This is a genomic window from Pseudomonas cichorii (assembly GCF_015471405.1).
GTDB classification, from domain to species: Bacteria; Pseudomonadota; Gammaproteobacteria; order Pseudomonadales; family Pseudomonadaceae; genus Aquipseudomonas; species Aquipseudomonas serbiensis.
Map to the genome: position 1 here is coordinate 52,318 of NZ_BLVZ01000010.1, position 17,681 is coordinate 69,998.

The 17,681-nt window shown below is 54.6% G+C and carries 12 protein-coding genes; 8 read left to right on the forward strand and 4 right to left on the reverse strand.

Features of this window, described 5'->3' with window-relative positions; translation table 11 throughout:
* Nucleotides 1-61: 61 nt before the first annotated feature.
* Nucleotides 62-2,191: a DNA helicase RecQ gene (recQ, locus tag JL015_RS16845; protein ID WP_201019264.1), complete on the reverse strand. Its 2,130-nt coding sequence runs from the start codon at nt 2,189-2,191 to the stop codon at nt 62-64.
* A 177-nt stretch (nt 2,192-2,368) separates the two neighbouring features.
* Between recQ and JL015_RS16850 the strand changes: the two genes are divergently transcribed.
* Together JL015_RS16850 and JL015_RS16855 are read left to right on the forward strand one after the other, a co-directional pair.
* Complete coding sequence (locus tag JL015_RS16850; RefSeq protein WP_200999758.1) at nt 2,369-2,956, forward strand: UPF0149 family protein; 588 nt, start codon at nt 2,369-2,371, stop codon at nt 2,954-2,956.
* 10 nt (nt 2,957-2,966) lie between these two features.
* Nucleotides 2,967-3,368, forward strand: coding sequence for a YbaN family protein (locus JL015_RS16855; protein ID WP_201019265.1), 402 nt, complete (start codon nt 2,967-2,969; stop codon nt 3,366-3,368).
* 3 nt (nt 3,369-3,371) lie between these two features.
* Here the strand turns inward: JL015_RS16855 and JL015_RS16860 are convergent, their stop codons facing one another.
* Nucleotides 3,372-5,957: a retention module-containing protein gene (locus JL015_RS16860; RefSeq protein ID WP_201019266.1), complete on the reverse strand. Its 2,586-nt coding sequence runs from the start codon at nt 5,955-5,957 to the stop codon at nt 3,372-3,374.
* 420 nt (nt 5,958-6,377) lie between these two features.
* Here JL015_RS16860 and JL015_RS16865 point away from each other — a divergent pair, with 420 nt between their 5' ends.
* The 3 genes from JL015_RS16865 to JL015_RS16875 all read left to right on the forward strand — a co-directional run bounded on the left by JL015_RS16865 (nt 6,378) and on the right by JL015_RS16875 (nt 11,398).
* The gene (locus JL015_RS16865; RefSeq protein WP_200999761.1) at nt 6,378-7,733 is read left to right on the forward strand and encodes a TolC family outer membrane protein; all 1,356 of its coding nucleotides are present in this window, start codon (nt 6,378-6,380) and stop codon (nt 7,731-7,733) included.
* 165 nt (nt 7,734-7,898) lie between these two features.
* Nucleotides 7,899-10,046: a type I secretion system permease/ATPase gene (locus JL015_RS16870; RefSeq protein WP_201019395.1), complete on the forward strand. Its 2,148-nt coding sequence runs from the start codon at nt 7,899-7,901 to the stop codon at nt 10,044-10,046.
* 11 nt (nt 10,047-10,057) lie between these two features.
* Nucleotides 10,058-11,398, forward strand: coding sequence for an HlyD family type I secretion periplasmic adaptor subunit (locus tag JL015_RS16875; RefSeq protein ID WP_200999762.1), 1,341 nt, complete (start codon nt 10,058-10,060; stop codon nt 11,396-11,398).
* A 635-nt stretch (nt 11,399-12,033) separates the two neighbouring features.
* Here the strand turns inward: JL015_RS16875 and JL015_RS27740 are convergent.
* Complete coding sequence (locus tag JL015_RS27740) at nt 12,034-12,372, reverse strand: hypothetical protein (protein ID WP_236250232.1); 339 nt, start codon at nt 12,370-12,372, stop codon at nt 12,034-12,036.
* A gap of 148 nt (nt 12,373-12,520) precedes the next feature.
* On the opposite strand from JL015_RS27740, the gene JL015_RS16885 reads away from it, so the two are divergent.
* The 3 genes from JL015_RS16885 to JL015_RS16895 all read left to right on the forward strand — a co-directional run bounded on the left by JL015_RS16885 (nt 12,521) and on the right by JL015_RS16895 (nt 14,695).
* A complete protein-coding gene (locus JL015_RS16885) occupies nt 12,521-12,769 on the forward strand; it encodes a helix-turn-helix domain-containing protein (RefSeq protein WP_201019267.1) in 249 nt (82 codons plus the stop codon).
* Between the two features lie 439 nt (nt 12,770-13,208).
* Nucleotides 13,209-13,928, forward strand: a complete 720-nt coding sequence (locus JL015_RS16890; RefSeq protein ID WP_201019268.1) for a hypothetical protein — start codon at nt 13,209-13,211, stop codon at nt 13,926-13,928.
* Complete coding sequence (locus tag JL015_RS16895) at nt 13,928-14,695, forward strand: class I SAM-dependent methyltransferase (RefSeq protein ID WP_201019269.1); 768 nt, start codon at nt 13,928-13,930, stop codon at nt 14,693-14,695. Before JL015_RS16890 ends, JL015_RS16895 begins: the two co-directional genes overlap by 1 nt.
* 446 nt (nt 14,696-15,141) lie before the next feature.
* Here JL015_RS16895 and JL015_RS16900 read toward each other — a convergent pair whose 3' ends face one another.
* Nucleotides 15,142-17,064, reverse strand: coding sequence for an AAA family ATPase (locus tag JL015_RS16900; protein ID WP_201019270.1), 1,923 nt, complete (start codon nt 17,062-17,064; stop codon nt 15,142-15,144).
* Nucleotides 17,065-17,681: the final 617 nt, after the last annotated feature.

Below are 17,681 nucleotides of genomic sequence, written 5' to 3' on the forward strand. Positions count from 1 at the left end.
AGCTAATCATGCCCACAGTATTCAGGCAAGCCTGACACCCTGATGTTTCGTCGCGTCCGGCTTACATCTCGAACTCGGACTGCAAGGCCGCCCGAACACAATAAAGGACACCTTCGGGGACTCGCCCGGTGAACATCCCGGCGATTTCCGCAACGGCGGGCAGTTCGCCTTCGCCATCGAGGAAGGCATCCTGAACTTCACCCAGCAAGTCTTCGGGCAGATCCAGAGCCTGCTCCAGTGACAACTGCTGCTTGCCGATGGCTTCGGCAAGCATGGTGTAAACGTTCTTTTCAGAGCACTGCAATTGCCCGGCGATCTGCGCGGGCGTCATGCCGGCGCGAGCCAGGCTGATCAGTTCGTGACGCACATCGGCCACCACGCGAGGCGCTTCTGCCGCACCGCCCAGCACCTCAAGGAACGCCTCGCCATAACGCTCAAGCTTGCGCGCACCGACGCCGCTGACCCGAGCCATCTGCGACATGGTTTCAGGCTTGCTGCGCAGCATTTCCAGCAAGGTCGAATCGGGGAAGATGACATAAGGCGGCACGCCATGTTCTTCGGCCAGCTTGCGACGCAAGGCACGCAAGGCTTCCCATTGCTCGCGCTCTTCGCCACGCACCAGTTGACTGGCCGGGCTGCCGGAACTGCCCTTGGAGGTGGTTTGCGGTTTCAGGTCACGACGCAGTTCCAGCGTGACCTCGCCTCGCAGCAGCGGGCGGCAGGTGTCGCTCAGACGCAGACCGCCGTAACCCTCCAGATCGATATCCGCCAGCCCGCGGGCCACCAGCTGCCGGAACAATGAGCGCCACTCGCCTTCGGAGCGCGCCTTGCCGACGCCGAACACCGAAAGATGCTGATGGCCGAAACTCTCGACCTTGTCGTTGGACTTGCCCAGCAGAACGTCCACCAGATGGCCCACGCCATAACGCTGCCCGGTGCGGTAGATCGCCGACAGGGCCTGACGTGCAGGCTCGGTGGCATCCCAGGTCTGCACGCCATCGACACAGTTGTCGCAATGACCGCACGGATTGGGCATGTCTTCGTCGAAATAGGCCAGCAGCGTCTGACGACGGCAGCGGGTTTCCTCACACAGCGCCAGCATCGCATCGAGCTTGTGATGCTCCAGACGCTTGTGACGCTCATCGCCTTCGGAGTTCTGCAACATCTGCTTGAGCATCAGCACATCTTGCAGGCCGTAAGCCATCCAGGCATCGGCGGGCAGGCCGTCACGTCCAGCGCGACCGGTTTCCTGGTAATACGCCTCAAGAGACTTGGGCAGGTCCATGTGCGCGACAAAACGTACGTTGGGTTTGTCGATGCCCATGCCGAAAGCAATGGTGGCAACCATGATCAAGCCTTCCTCATTAAGGAAGCGCTTCTGGTTGTGGGCGCGAGTCTCGGCAGGCAGACCGGCATGGTAAGGCAACGCCGGGTAGCCGTTGTCACTGAGAAAGACCGCTACTTCGTCGACTTTCTTGCGCGACAGGCAGTAGACGATACCGGCATCGCTGCGCCGCTCGGACAGAAACGCCAGCAACTGCTTGCGTGGCTGCTCCTTGGGCACGATGCGGTAGAAAATGTTCGGACGGTCGAAGCTGGACAGGAAGCGCTCAGCGTTCTGCAGATGCAGGCGCGTGACGATTTCTTCCCGGGTCCGCTTGTCGGCGGTGGCGGTCAGGGCGATGCGCGGTACATCCGGGAACAGCTCGGCCAGTTGCCCCAGTTGCAGGTATTCAGGCCGGAAGTCGTGACCCCATTGCGAAACGCAGTGCGCCTCGTCGATGGCGAACAAGGCGATTTTCAGGTTTTGCAGAAAAGCCAGCATGCGCGGCTGAACAAGACGTTCAGGCGCGAGATAGAGCATCTTGACCTCGCCCTGGCGAATCCGGTTGGCCAACTCGCGCTGCTGCTCGGGGCTCAGGGTCGAGTTCAGCGAGGCGGCCGAAACCCCCAGTTCGTCCAGCGTCGAGACCTGATCTTCCATCAGGGCAATCAGTGGCGAGACCACCACGCACAAACCATCGCGCAACAGGCCAGGGACCTGAAAACACAAGGACTTGCCACCACCGGTAGGCATCAGAACCAATGCATCGCCACCGCTGGCCACGCGCTCAATAATGGCACCCTGACGACCACGAAAACTGTCGTAGCCGAAGATGTCTTTAAGTACGTGTTGTGCCTGTTCGAGCATAAAAACCCCAGATTGTCCTGCTGCACTGCAAAGCGCGGCAGTATACCCGAGCGATCAAAGGCAAAGGATGACCGGGACATGAGTGGTCAAAATTAACTGTGATCGACCTCTGCGCTGGCGCCCCGGACGCGCAGGGCCTAGAATTCAGCATTGTTTTCTTTCCAAGGTAGTCCGTCCATGTCCTTCGCTGAGCAACTTACCCGCCTGCAAGTCTTCCTCGATGCAGATGAACTGCACGAAGAGGCGCTGGACTACGTGGCCGCTCATGGTTATCTGACCGCCATTTCCATCTGTTCCGAGCAGGTTCCGGAGCGTGAGTGGATCGACGCTCTGTTCTCCGAGCCACCGCACTACTCCAGCGAAGCCCAGCGCGCAGAAATCGAAACCACCCTGAGCCTGCTGCAGGCGCATATCGCCCGCCAGCTGGCTTCCGACGAAGAATTCGAGCTGCCATGCGACTTGGACCTGGGCGACGAACCGGACGACTCCGACCTGCGTGGCTGGTGCATCGGCTTCATGGAAGGCGTGTTCCTGCGTGAAAACGCCTGGTTCGAGAGCGCCGAGGAAGAAGTCAGCGAAATGCTGTTGCCGATCATGGTCGGTTCGGGCCTGTTCGACGAACAGCCGGAGTTCTCCGACATTGCCTCGGATGCCAACCTGATGGACGACATGATCGTCCAGATCCCCGAAGCCCTCACCGCCCTGTACCTGCTGTGCCAGGCCCCGGACGAAAAACCGGCGATCCTCAAGCCCCGTCACCACTGAGTCGGCGCCTATGGCGCAGGACTTGCCGCGCACCAGCCGTCACCGGCTAGTGCGCTATCTGCTGGTGGCTGTCGGCTGGGCAAGCGTAGGCCTGGGTGTCATCGGGATATTCCTGCCGGTGTTGCCCACCACGCCTTTTCTGCTGCTGGCCGCCGCCTGCTTCGCACGCAGCTCACCACGCTTCTACAACTGGCTGGTCAATCACAAACGGCTCGGGCCGTGGATTCGTGATTATCTGGCCGGCAACGGCATTCCCCTGAAGGGCAAGGTCTACGCCATTGCCCTGATGTGGGCCAGCATCAGCCTGTCCTGCTATCTGGTAGCACAACCCTGGGCTCGCGGCTTCATGCTGGCCAGTGCAGTGCTGGTGACGATCTATATCCTTCGCCAGAAAACCCTGCACAAGGCTTGAACATCACACCGTATCGACCTTCAGGGAATGATCGCCCAGCATGCCGTTGATGATCGAAGCCGTGTCCGTACCACTGGCGACCCAGCCGCCCGCGCCTGTCGTCACACCGTAATGCCCGGCCAGATCAACGCCCGCCAGATCGATGGTCTGGCTTGCCGCGCTGCCGCTGGCACCGACCTCAATGCTCGATACCAGGTTTGTACCACTGCCCGAAACCTTGAAGTGCAGATAGTCATCCAGCGAATCACCCTGCACGCCTGCGCCCTGCAATAGCTGAGACAGGTCGAGCTTGTCGGCACCAAACGTGAAATCGACAACCCGGTCATGCCCGGTATCGCCGGCCAGCCACATGAAGGTGTCCTGACCTGCACCGCCGGTCAGCGTGTCATTGCCAGCCCCGCCAATCAGCAGATCGTTGCCATCGCCGCCATACAGACAGTCATTTCCTCCGCCTGCCAGCAACACATCATCGCCATCAGTACCGACCAGAGAATGCCCTTGCTGATAACTGATGCTGACCGGCGCGACATCACTGCCGCCATGGGCATCGCTGGCCGTGTAAGTGCCGTGATAAGTGGGCGTGGTATCGACGGCGCTGTAGTCGATGGTCAGGCCAATCTGGTAAGTGAGCCCTTTATTGATCACGCCCGGATCAGGCTGATGAATCAGGATCAGGCGATAGACATTGTCCTCAGTGGCGGTGATCGTTCCGCCCTCGCCCAGCGGCTGATACTCGCCGTTATCCATTTTCCAGGCCAGCCCCACCTGATCGGACACATGACGGGTGTCGACCGTCAGGGTTTCACCGGCCTTGAGCTCGATATTGAAGATGTCCTGATGGTTATAGGTATCGATCTGCCAGGTACCCAGATAGCCGTTGAGCAACACCATCGCGGTCACGGCGCTGTTGGAATAAAAGTCGCTGCGGTCAAGGTCCCGCACCTGGTTCTCGACCTTGTCCCGAGCCCCCTTGAACTCGATAGTGCCTGGCATGCAGGCCGTGAAATCCGCACCGGGCGCACGCCAGCCTGTATTGAAAACCGTTGGCGTCGCGCTCAGCGGGTCACCATTGGGTGAACGATCATTGGCCAGCAACACTGCGCCGGGCACCTCGATGCAAGGGGCCAGAATGTTGGTGATGATGTTGTCCGCCACGGCCTCAGGCCCTTGGGGCACCGGGACATGGATCAGCAGGTCGGCTCCGGCCAGATCGCCATCGTTGTCGCTGAGCACAAAACCGATCTGTTCGGTCATGGAGGTCCCGACAGCGCCCGGCGTGTAACTGAAAGCGCCGCTCTCCATGTTCACCAGCAGTGTGCCGCCCGTGCTGCTGACCAGCGTGAGTTCGTGAGTAACGGGATCGAAACCGAGCAGAGTGGAACCGCCACAGCCTGTGTCATCCACGACGCTGATACCGCAGCGGTCATAGAGATAAGTCACGCCCTCAAGAGTGATGGATTTGACGAACCCGCCATCGGCGCCGAAGGTACCGCCCGCAAGCAGGCTTCCATTGGCCACTCGGGTATCCATGTCATCGCAGCCTGGCGGCAGGCACGGCACTGCCAGCTCGATATCGGCGGCCAGCGGCACATCGTCAATGATCGAAATATCCAGATGGGCCGAGCCCGAGTCACCGTCCAGATCGGTGGCGATCACTTCGATCTGCTCACCGATGCTATTGGTGCCCTCGCCTTCAGGATGTCCCTGGGGATTGAGCAAGGTATAGCTATAGCTGACCTGCCCGCTCAGCGGGTCGTACCCCGTAATGCTCAAGCTGTTTCCCAGCGCGGTGAGTGTCGACAAAGGAAAGCCCGCCACGACCCCGGCAACAATCACCTCGATACCGCCGACCGTCAGGGATTGCAGCCCGTCCGGCGCACTGACCGTGAAAGTGCCGTACTGGGTCAGCTTCCCGGCATCGGGCTGCGAACCGCCACACAGGTTGGCTTCATTGAGTGTCAGCGCACTGCACGACACCTTGACGCAGTGATCGACAGGAGGCTCGACTGGCGGATCAATCGGTGGCTCGACCGGTGGTTCTACGGGCGGAACGACGACGGGTGGCTCCACCAGCGGCGGTATCACCACCGTGACGGGAGGATCGCTCGTCAGGCCGCGCAGGAACTCGGCCTGCCCCTCGGGAAACAGCGGCACCATGGTCAGGCCCTGAGTCGGGAAGCCGATGACAGGCGTCACCTCTGCTCCCGTTTCACTGAGGATCACGGCGGTATGCCCACCGCCTTCTGAGCCAACGGCTTCATCAGCGCTCTGCACAGGCTCCGCGTCCTGCCCTGTGACCTGCTCGACGCTCACCAACAGCCCGAGTGTCGGGGTCAGCGGGTCGAGGGTTTCCACATGGACAGGCTGGCCGTCCAGAATCGATGTATCCAGCAGCAAGCGGCTGTCGCGGCCCAGCGTCAGTTCACCACCGCCCTCAAGCTGCACGGCAACTCCACCGGTTGCGCCTGTCTGTAGCTGCTCGCCTGCAAATACCCGATCCCCCTCCAGCAACACACGCTGAGTTCCACCGCTCGACACTGCTACAACATCGCCTACCGCTTGTCGTACCGTACCGATCACCCTGGCCATATTCCCTCCATTTTTCGTAATGATCGAACCCGAAAACCTTCGGCTCCGTTCTTGAACCGACTCACCTGCGTAACAGATAAAGCCCTGACAACCTTTTAACGACAAAATATCGTCGCCTGACCAACAGGTTGTTTTTGCATGTAATTTCACGCCCTTCACATGCTGACATAATTCCGTCGAAAGCCAATAAACTCTAAAACTCTTCACTTAAGTGGCTGAATAAATGAGCCTGATAAAAACAACCATCGTCTGTATTCCGAAAATGGCATAAGTTTTTTTCGGCATAAGGCATATGAAAAAAACGTCTGAGTTCTCCCAAAAGTTGTTCTTAGCTGTGTTGTTACAAGCCTGACACGGCTGACCGCACGAAAAAGTCATTTTATTGACCAGCAGAACACTATTACGAAGGGAGACGTATTCATGCGCGATTTGACACCGCTTTACAGCGCCGTCGTGCTTGCGGTGGCCTGTGCGCAAGCGCAAGCCATCACATTGACCGAAGCGATCCAGAACACCATCGACCATCACCCGGAAATCCAGGCCAGCAAGAACGAAAGGCTGTCTGCCGGTGAAGAACTGAAAGTTGCCAGGGGCGGCTATCTGCCGACAGTGGATCTGGTGGCCACCTACGGTCGGCAAAAGACCGACAGCCCCAGCACCCGTGCCCTCTACGGCCATGACTCGCAAATCCTGAACTACACCCAGTCCGAACTGCGCCTGCGCCAGTTACTGTTCGATGGCTTCAATACCCCCAACGAAGTGGGCCGCACCCAGGCCGTGGTCAACTCCCGCGCCTATTACGTGCAAGGCACTTCCCAGAGCCTGGCCCTGCGCGCCATCGAGGTTTACCTGGAAGTGCTCAAGTGCCGTGAGCTGCTGACCCTGGCCCGCAACAACCTGCAAGCTCACCTGCGCATCAATGACCAGATCACCCTGCGCAGCGAACGCGGCGTGGGCAGCACAGCGGATCGCGACCAGTCCCTGGCTCGTCGTGCGCTGGCGCAGAACAACTTCTATACCGCACAAGTGGAACTGGCGGACGCCGAAGCCAGCTTTGCCAGCGCAGTAGGTCGCCTGCCGGACGAGTTGGAGACGCCGCCATCGATCAAGGGCGAGGTTCCACTGAGCCTGTCGGATGCCCAGCAGAGCATGCTGCTCAACAATCCCTACCTGAAGTCGGCTCAGGCCGATGTGCAGGCCGCCGAGAAGCAATATGAAATTGCCAAGTCGCCCTTTTATCCACGCTTCGATGCCGAACTGGCCGTGGGTGCCAATGACAACCTGCAAGGCGAGGAAGGCCACGACAACGAATGGCGAGCCGCCGTGGTGATGAATTACAACCTGTTCAACGGCAACCGGGACAAGGCACGCCTGAGTTCCAACGCCTACAAGACTGGCCAGGCTCTGGATATCCGCAACAACGCCTTGCGCATGCTCAACGAAAACATGTCGCTGGCCTGGAACGCCATGAATAACGCCCGCCAGCAAACCCCGATTGCCCGTGACTACGTGACCTCCACCACCCGCGTGCGCGCCGCGTATCAGGACCAGTTCGGTCTGGGCCAACGCACCCTGCTCGACCTGCTGGACAGCGAAAACGAACTGTACAACGCCAGCCGACGTTACACAGAAGTGCGTTACACCGAAGAACTGGCCATGTATCGCGTGCTGGCCAGCGAAGGAGAGTTGCTGCGCAAACAGCGCGTGGTGCTGCCTTCCGAAGCGGTGGCGCTGAATGAGGTTGAAAACCAGGCCCGTTTGCCTTTGCTGAAGTAAATAAAACCACCCCGAATTAAAACCGATCCGTTTTGTGGGAGGCAGCTTGCTGGCGACGCCAATGTGCAGGCACTACATATGTGCCGGTTTTACTGGCGCTTTCGCCAGCAAGCTGCCTCCCACACGTTGAATCATCTGTTCTATGGGAGTCCACCTGTGAATCGTATGGAACTGTCCGCCGCCCTCGCCCCTGTGCCGAACGACGACGATCCCTTGCTAGATGGCCTGCTGATCCTCTGCAATCTGCACGGCTGCAACACCAGTCGCGCCAGCCTGAGTGCCGGTCTGCCGCTGGACCGACAGCGCTTGAGCAGTGAGCTGCTGCCACGGGCCGCCGCCAGTGCCGGATTGCAGGCCCGTTGGCTGCGCCGAGACCTGAACGCCATCGACAGCCTGAATCTGCCGGTCTTGCTGTTGCTCGACCAGCAGAGCTGTGCCGTCCTGAGTCGCTGGGGCAAAGACGGTCGGGCGCTGATCCTGCCCAGTGAAAACGAAGGTGGCGAGCAATGGATCAGCCGCGAGGAACTGGCCCGTCGCTACACCGGCCAGGCCTTGTTCGCCCGTCCGCAACATGAACTGGAACAGCTGCGCGCCCCGTTGCTGCCGAGGGTCAAGACATGGTTTCGTGACACGTTGAAACTGTCTCGCGGGCTCTACAGCGATGCCATCCTCGCCAGCCTGTTGATCAACCTGCTGGGCCTGATGGTGCCCTTGTTCGTCATGCAGACCTACGACCGCGTAGTGCCCAATCAGGCAACCGCGACCTTGTGGGTGCTGGCTATCGGACTGCTGATCGGCACCCTGTTCGAGCTGGGATTACGCCTGATTCGCGCCCGCTTGCTGGATCAGGCCGGCAGCAAGACCGACCTGATTCTCTCGGCCACCCTCTTTGAACGCATCATCGGCATGCACATGAAGAACCGCCCCGCCACGGTGGGCGGTTTTGCCCAGAGCATTCATGACTTTCAGGGGCTCCGGGAGTTTCTGACCGCCGTCACCCTGACCAGCCTGATCGACCTGCCATTCGCCTTGCTGATGCTGGGCGTTATCGGTTTGCTGGGCGGCTGGCTGGTGTTGATCCCGATTATCGCCTTCCCCCTGACCGTGGCCTTTGCCTGGACGATTCAGGTGCTGCTGCGCGATACCGTACAAAAGAGCCTGAGCCTGGGCGCAGCACGACAAGCCTTGCTGGTCGAAACCCTCGGCGGCCTGGAAACCCTCAAGGCCTGCAATGCCGAAGGCGAGCGTCAGCACCAATGGGAAAACACCCACGGCGCCCTCACCCGCCTGGACAACCACGCCCGGCATCTGGCCGCACTGGCCAGCAACAGCACGTTATTCATCCAGCAGTTCTGCGGCATGGCAACCATCGTTGCCGGGGTCTACAGCATCATCGCGGGCAACCTGAGCGTCGGCGCGCTGGTGGCCACTTACATGCTGGGCAGCCGCGTGCTCGCACCATTGGGCCAGATCGCCGGGCTGATCACCCGCTATCAACAAGCGCAACTGACCATGAAAAGCACCGACACCCTGATGGCCTTGCCTCAGGAGCGAGACACCCGCCAGCGTCCGCTGCAATGCCCGCCCCTCAAGGGCGCATTGAGCGCCAGCAATGTCAGCTTTGCATATGGCCAGCAAAGCGCACCTGCACTGAACAACATCAGCTTCAGCGTCGAACCGGGCGAGCGGATCGGCATCATTGGTCGCAGCGGCTCAGGCAAAAGCACCCTGGCGCGGTTGCTGATGGGCTTCTACACACCCGACGAAGGCCAGTTGTTGCTGGATAACCTCGACCTGCGGCAACTGGAAATCACCGCACTGCGCCAACAGATCGGCTACGTCGCCCATGACTTGCCGCTGCTGGCCGGTAGCCTGCGCGACAACCTGACCCTCGGTGCCCGCCACACCAGCGATGCCCGCATGCTGGAAGTCGCCCGAATTACCGGCGTCGATGAACTGGCCCTCAAACATCCCCAAGGGTTCGACCGGCCTGTGGGCGAGCGCGGCCAGTTGCTGTCCGGTGGTCAGCGTCAGGCCGTGTTGCTGGCACGGGCACTGCTGCGTGATCCGCCGATCATGCTGCTGGACGAACCCACCAGCCACATGGACAACGCCAGCGAAGACACTCTGCGCCAGCACCTGCATCAGTTGATACCCGGCAAAACCTTGCTGCTGGTCACCCACCGCATGTCGATGCTGAACCTGGTGGACCGCCTGCTGGTTCTGGACAACGGCAAACTGGTAGCCGACGGCCCGAAGGCTGTCGTGATCGAAGCGCTGCGCAAGGGCCAGGTCGGCCCGCCACCTGTTTGAGGAGCATCACCATGTCAGTCACTTACGGGCTGCGCCGCCGCTTGAAACCCGAGGCAGGGTTCATGAACGAACGCAACAGCGCCATGCAGCAAGACTCGTCAGACTCGCAACGCCTCACGGTCTGGGTGGCCACGGCGCTGATCCTGACCGCGCTGATCTGGGCGAAATATGCCGTGCTCCAGGAAGTCACCACAGGGGAAGGCAAAGCCATTCCGTCCAGCAAGGTACAGGTGATCCAGAACCTGGAAGGCGGCATCGTCACCGAGATTTTCGTCCGCGAAGGCCAGGTCGTGAACAAAGGCGATACGCTGCTGCGCCTGGACGACACGCGCTTTCTGTCCAACCGTGGCGAAAGCGAAGTCGACCGCCTGACCCTCACTGCCCAGGTCGAACGCCTGGCCGCCGAAGCCGAAGGACGGCCCTTGCTCCTGCCACAAGAAGTGATCGACAAAGCCCCGCAAGTCGCCGCCGATGAGCGTGCATTTTATGAGTCCCGCCAGCGACGGCTGAACGGGGAACAACGCACCCTCAACGAACAACTCAGGCAAAAGACCCAGGAACTGGCCGAGTTTCGCTCCCGTCAGGAACAGTTCCGCAACAGCCTTGCGCTGGTGCAGCAGGAACTCGACATGTCAGTGCCACTGGTGGGCTCAGGCGCCGTTTCACCCGTGGAAATCCTGCGCCTCAAACGCAACGCCGTGGAAATGCGCGGCTCGATGAACGCCAACACCCTCGCCATCCCCCGCGCCGAAGCCGCCATCAACGAGATCAAAAGCAGAACCCAGGAATCGGAACTGACCTTCCGCAGCGAAGCCTCCCGCGAACTCAACGAAAAACGCTCCGACCTCGCCAAAATCAGCGCCAACCGCATCGCCATCGACGACCGCATGACCCGCACCACCGTCACCTCCCCGGTACGCGGCATCGTCAAGACCCTCAAGGTCAACACCATCGGCGGCGTCGTCCAACCCGGCAGCGACCTTCTGGAAATCGTGCCACTGGAAGACAACCTGCTGATCGAAGCCAGAGTCCGTCCGCAGGACGTCGCCTTCCTGCATCCAGGGCAGAAAGCGATGGTCAAATTCAGCGCATATGACTACACGATTTATGGGGGGTTGCCTGCGCGGTTGGAGATGATCGGCGCGGATACGGTTACGGATGACAAGGGGAACAGTTTTTATCTGATACAGGTACGGACGGATAGAAATCATCTGGGTGGCGATGACAGGCCGCTGCTGATTATTCCGGGGATGGTGGCGACGGTGGATATTATTACCGGGGAGAAGAGTGTGATGGATTATTTGTTGAAGCCTGTGTTGAAGGGGGGGAGTGAGGCGTTGAGGGAGAGGTAAGGGAAATCACTGTGACCGCTTGATCTCATTCGCAAGCCGAAAAGCATCGCCTCTGAGTTCTTCAAGCTTTTCGTTCAACTCGAAATACCCGGCTTTCCAGCAGAAAACGCCATCTTTAGAACTCTGCCCAAGAATCAGATCAGCTCTTCGGTTTTTGGACCCATATTTAAATACCACATAGACTCTGTTTGAAAACGAGCAAGCCACTTCAGACTCTTTACCAGCCTCATCAAAAAACGCAACATCATGAATTAAATGAAGTTTCCGTAGGAGCGAATTTATTCGCGAGAGGCCCGTACATCCGAAGAAAATGTATCGCTTTTAATGACGTCTCGCGGATAAATCCGCTCCTACCTGCTCTTGCTCGGTCAATGGAGGGTGAGTTCTTTTCCCTGAGCCTTATTGGTGCTGTTACTGCTAAACCTAGCCATTGCATCGAGCGCGCGAGTGCATGGTTTTGCAAGCGGTGAAAGGCAGTCCGGCCAAATCGTCGCCAGTCATTGATGTGCAGGCAGCACTGCGCTGCATGACATGACGTTTCAACACCACAGGCCGATGGCTGCCCTCACTCAGGGCAGCTCCGGCCATAAACGCGCCTCGACTTCAGCCATGCGCTTGAGCCTGCGCGGCATCACTCACTCAACAGCCCGGCTCGTCTCATCAATCCCAAGCCGCCTGCGCCGAGCAACCAACGCCCGACGAAATGACAAATCAGCATAATCCAGAAAAAGCCGCGCCAGATGATTGAGCGCCTTCTCCTCCCCTTCACTGCCCGCTACAAAATCGAAACCCAAGGCACGCTTGTTCTCCTCGGGCAACTCCTCCCAGCTCGTCATCAGGTAGGCGTACATGGAGCTGACGATTTGCAGTTGAGTCGCTGGAGGCTTCGGGGTAGATCCTGCGCGGCTGGGGAAGCGCGGTCGGGTATTGCGGGATGATTGCCAGGGGTTGCGGGGGTGGGTTCGGGTTTTCATAGGTTGTGTCCTTTCAGATAGGGCTTCCGGATTTCTTGGGGGCCGGGCAAAGCGGTGGCTCTGCTCGGGGTCTTGGCTAAGAATATCCGAATATCAGATATCTGGGAATCAGTTATAGCGTGTGAAGCGGTTCAACGAGAACGGCGTCATGACAAAAGCAATTTATCGAAGAGAACATCAGGTCCTCATCAAGCTATTGAGAACGATCCGAGAGAATGCCAGCCTCACTCAAACAGAATGCTCTACGGCGCTGGGTCGCCCACAGTCATTTATGAGCGATGTAGAAAAGGGCTCGCGACGCTTGGATATCGTGCAACTGCGGGATTTGTGTGCGGTGCTGGGGTATGAGCTGCCGCGATTTATAAGTGAATATGAAGAGGCGTTGGCGGCTGGGTGAGTGATAAATGCTGGCAGGTCCACGGCCAAAACCAAAGGGACCTGTGTAAGTGTTTGCAATCAATACGAATCACCTTCATCTCCTTTCAATGCTCGCAGCTAAATTACATACGCAACGATTGGGGAACATCTGACTTGCCAGCGAAGTCATGACAAACGTACAGGTCTGCTTTACCTTGTCAAATATGGACCGCCTGATGGGCAAAAACTAGACAAATACACCACGCTCAAACTCGGCCAAAAGCTGTCAGTCGGATGAATCTAGAAAGCAAAGGACAACTCACTCACCTCGCATGATAGCGGGATTTCCTTTATCTATAGCCCCATAGCCGCGTACCACACAAGCAGTTTTAAAAACGGTAGACTAACGGCAGTCTGTTTACGGTATTCTATCAGCGAACTGATAAGCTCGTAAGAGTGCCCCTCAGATTGAGTTAGACATGAAAAATTTTCTCCAATGGATAAAAAACAAGCTAACAGGGATTTTTATGAGTGACTCGGAATGGCCTCGCCCGAAATGCTCCCGCGGTGGAATGGCGCTAATTGTAAAGCTAGTTCTTATTTTTTTGAGTATGGTTGCACTACTCGCCACACTTTACCCTCTGATAGATACGGGCAAGATGACACTTGCCACTGCCTCGGGAATATCTATAGTAGGGGTAATCCTGTTTTTTCTCTATGGATTCCTGATCTTCTTTGAAATTTACACTCTGGAAGGGAAGCGCGTATTTAAGCAAACTGACCCTGACTCAATTATGAACTACATGCTTCACTGGATATTTTACGGCGGTCGGGTAGCAATCTGGACTCGCGACATGAGTTGGGCTAAAGATGATAAATCCAAAAATCTTCTTCGAGAGAAGGCAAGAAGCGGTGAATTAATTATATGTTTGCCAGCGCACACGCCCCTTTCTCAAGAACTTGAAAAAGAAGGCGCAGACGTCTATGAATATGGGGCAGAGTTGCTCAGTGATCCAAGCGCACGCTTTACCATAGCCTACTATGGCAGAGAAGGGAGCAAGGTAGCCATTGGTAGGGCCAGAGCAGACGAGCATGTAGTCGAGGAGTTTAGCTCTGGCTCTCATCCGGCCTTTCATTTAGCGTACGAGCTTGTACAAATCGCCAAGAGCGTCTCCCAAAAAAAGAATGGAGATAAGTAATGAAGTCAAAGTTTTCTCACGTTGAGAGTATTTCCTCTCAAGAACTGGCCATGGAGTGGGACTGTTTAGCGTCTGAAAGGCATAAGCAAATTTATGCAGGCCTAGATATCACATTCACTCATGTAATGGCACCTTTAATTGAGTCGTTAGTTGGTCAAGATCCTTATGCAACGTTAATTGACATTGGCTCAGGCACAGGAGAGCTTACGGGGCGACTTGCTGCGCAGTTTAAGAAGATCATATGTATAGAGCCATCAATTGAAAGTTTAAGCATTGCCAGATCCATTCTCTCGATGTTCTCTAATATTTATTTTATTAATTCTGACTTTGAAGATTGCGAGGAACAATTACTTCACAAAACTGAAGGGAAAAGTATATTCTTAGCAGCAATGATGTTGTCGGCAGCCCCCCAGCTTGATAAATTCGCCAAGACCTTATCTCAAGTAGCGCATAAAGGTGATGAATTTGTTGCAACTATACCTCATCCGTGCTTTTGGCCTAGGTACTGGGGTTACGAGAAAGAGACATGGTTTTCATACAAAAAAGAACTCATGATTAAGGCTCCGTTCAAAATATCCTTATCGGACTCAGAGTTTAAAACTACGCACATCCATCGACCGATAGAAAAATACATCTCGACATTTTCAAAATTTGGCTTCCATTTACTTAGTATGTCGGAGCCTATACCCGATAGAAAAATCCAATCCTTATATCCCAAAAAATGGGAATTCCCTCGTTTCCTAGCTCTTAAGTGGGTTAAAGGTTGATAAATTCCGGCACTTACATGACATTGCATAGTGCCGTTTTTTAGCTTACTACTAGCAGTCTTTCTCCTAAAGCTCGTCCTTGAATCGGTCTGCCAGAAACCAGTATCTGAATCGCTCCGTGAATCGTAGACTCCTTTGAATGGCCACTACTGGCCGATAGTTCTCAGTCGTTGCTAAATCGCTACTGGCAATAATTAGACAGGGTTGGATAAAATCTAATAGATTTCAAGTGACATTTGAATATATCTACAAAATCTGCAGCAATACAAAGTAAGAATATTTATGAAACCTTGATGCCGTGGAGCAGCTCGCCAGAGATGCCACGGCAAACCGTTAACCCGCTTGGGCAGATGGGGTTTATGGGTAGTATACAATTAAGTCATGAAAAACTTTACATTCCCAACCTTGCACATCAGAAATATGCGCAAGGTTGTTGCCAGCTGCTTCTATTGGAAGAGTTTATTAATCTCCTCAAAAACTTTTTCAAACCGACCCAGCGTTTCTGCTGAGAAAGTGGTATCGCTAATTTTCATTGAGTTTAGCGCATTAGCGGGTCGATAGTGATTAAACCGATCGCGGGAAATAGCTTTATTAATGCGTTTCAGGATAGGGCCTCCTTCCTGCGGCAACATTGCGTCAGTGAGTGCATCAATCTCTCCTGTGAAAGCTGTATTGAAAAAATTTAGGTATTCCGTCACGTCAAACAAATCTTCGATATCTGACACGGTGAGAGATGCTGGTGAAAATTCATCAAAGAAACGTACGTGCGTTTTTTTAATAATTTTATCTGCAATTAGATCGTCGACTTTTCTCTTACCGCGCTGATCGGTGAAAGTATCAAGAAGGCAGGCAACCTTTAACTTTGACCCTCTCAAAAGGGATATAAAAGTGCTGACTTTATCAAGCCCACCGACTGGGACAATAGTTATCTCTGGATTTAGGTATTTGCGCCCCTTAGATTCAAGATGACTGGATAGAACTGTCAGATAAATCAGGTCCGCAGGCCCCTCGACAAGTAAATTACTGCTTGAGACAAACAAGTTTTGAGCGATATCATATCCCAATGCAGCTTGAAGTGGGAACAGGGTCTTTGGATCCTTTTCCTGTATTGAATCCGAAATAACAGTCCCTTCGTCGGTTTCAAAACAAGTTCTAACTCGATTCAGCGACTTGGTGTTAATCATAAACGGGGAGTGAGTCGTATAAATAACTTGATAAGTTTCAGAAAGGTCTTCGATAAAACGTAGCAGATCAGCCTGTGCTGAGGCATGCAGGTTTAAACCTGGCTCATCGAGAAGTAATACATAGTTAGAGTTTTTATCTGACTGTATTTTGCTGAACCATACTATGAAGGAAAAGAACCAATTAAAACCTTTGCTACGACGATCCAGTGGAAGTGAAATTTTATGACGCTGACTTTTTACGCGAACATCAAGATATTTTTGAGCCCCCCCATTTTGAATCGGCACATCCTTAATCTTAAAATCAAAATCCAAATTTGCATTGGTTGACCAGTACTTGAACATCTCTTTTGAAACCTTGTTTGAAGATGCTTCAAGCATTGCAACATATCGCTCATAATCTTGAGTGCTGCTTTTTAGCACTTCAGCGGGCTTAATTCTAGCCATTTCAAAGAGAGCCAGAGCTGTCTTTTGCTGCTCACCCTTAGGAGTTGTCTCTAACTGAGAAATATTTATTTCTCCGGACAACGGGTAATACTCATCAAAATACCAGTATTTTGGAAGTCTAGGCTTTAACCAATGACACGCAATGTATGCGCCAAGCTCCCCCCTCCATGATGAATTGAATGAGCTGTCAAGTATAAGCTTTATCCTTGCCTTCAGAGTTTCTAATCCAGCGTCCTGATCGCCACCTTGAATATCGGACAGCTCTGTCAATTTCTTGATTTTTTTTATTGCGCCTAATGTTTCAGAGCTTAGTTCCAACGCCTCTACCGAGTGACTTATAAACTCTGAAATATCTCCACTTACACCCTCATAGAGATTAACGGCCCCATCATAATTATAGGTAACCTTAAATTCTTTTTCCGTAAAAGACTTTACACCAACATCATCAGCTATCATTCCTGCCAATTCATCACTAACAACATATGTGCAAGTGACGGCCTGCCCTGGCTCCCCTGTGTGTTGATAATCAATATATTCGCTTCGTGGATAGTCATGCACAGCATCAAATACAAAATCTTTATCTTCTGAAAAATAATTGGTTTTAGCCAAGCAGGTAAGAAATGAAGTTTTCCCTGACTCATTCATACCAACCACTGTTGTCACTTTTTCGTCAATATCAACCTCTTGAGTGGCCTGTATGCTTTTATATTTGTGAACCTTTACCGCCTTTAGTAAAATCATAACGCATCCTTGTTCATGAGCAAATCGTATAAAATAACATCCTAGCCATCACTAGATAAGGCCTGTTTTATAGGCGAGATTCAAATCCAATTTAATGATGCCAAAGTTACAGGGAGAACAAACTCCGCCAGACCATTCGGTGCCCAAGCATAGATAATACACCAAGGTGCAGAATAATTTTTTTGATATATAGGGTCTACCATCCCGCTAATACTCACTCTGCCAGAGTAGCAGTACGCCATCAATTTCGCACATAAGTCAAGCTAAGGGCAACCATCGCTTTCAAGTTTTTTGAGTACTGTCGAGTGTCAGTATCGGATGGTTGCACTGAACACGACCTCATTCACCGACAAGCAGCTTCCAGACAGCAGTGAATCATCCATTGGAGAGCGAACTTTTTATGGAGTGCCTCACTAAAAACTAGGAGGTCCGGCTAACCCTGCTGTGGCAGGATAGGCTTACTAGAAAGTTATCGAAATTGGGACTGGTCTGTGCAGTTTATCTTGGTGCGCGAACAGAAGCCGCTGAGGAAACGAGCACTCGATAAAATAAGCCTGAATCCTCTCTAAACTTGCCGTCGCTCTCAACCCAACATCTGGCTCTACGAATATGCTTGC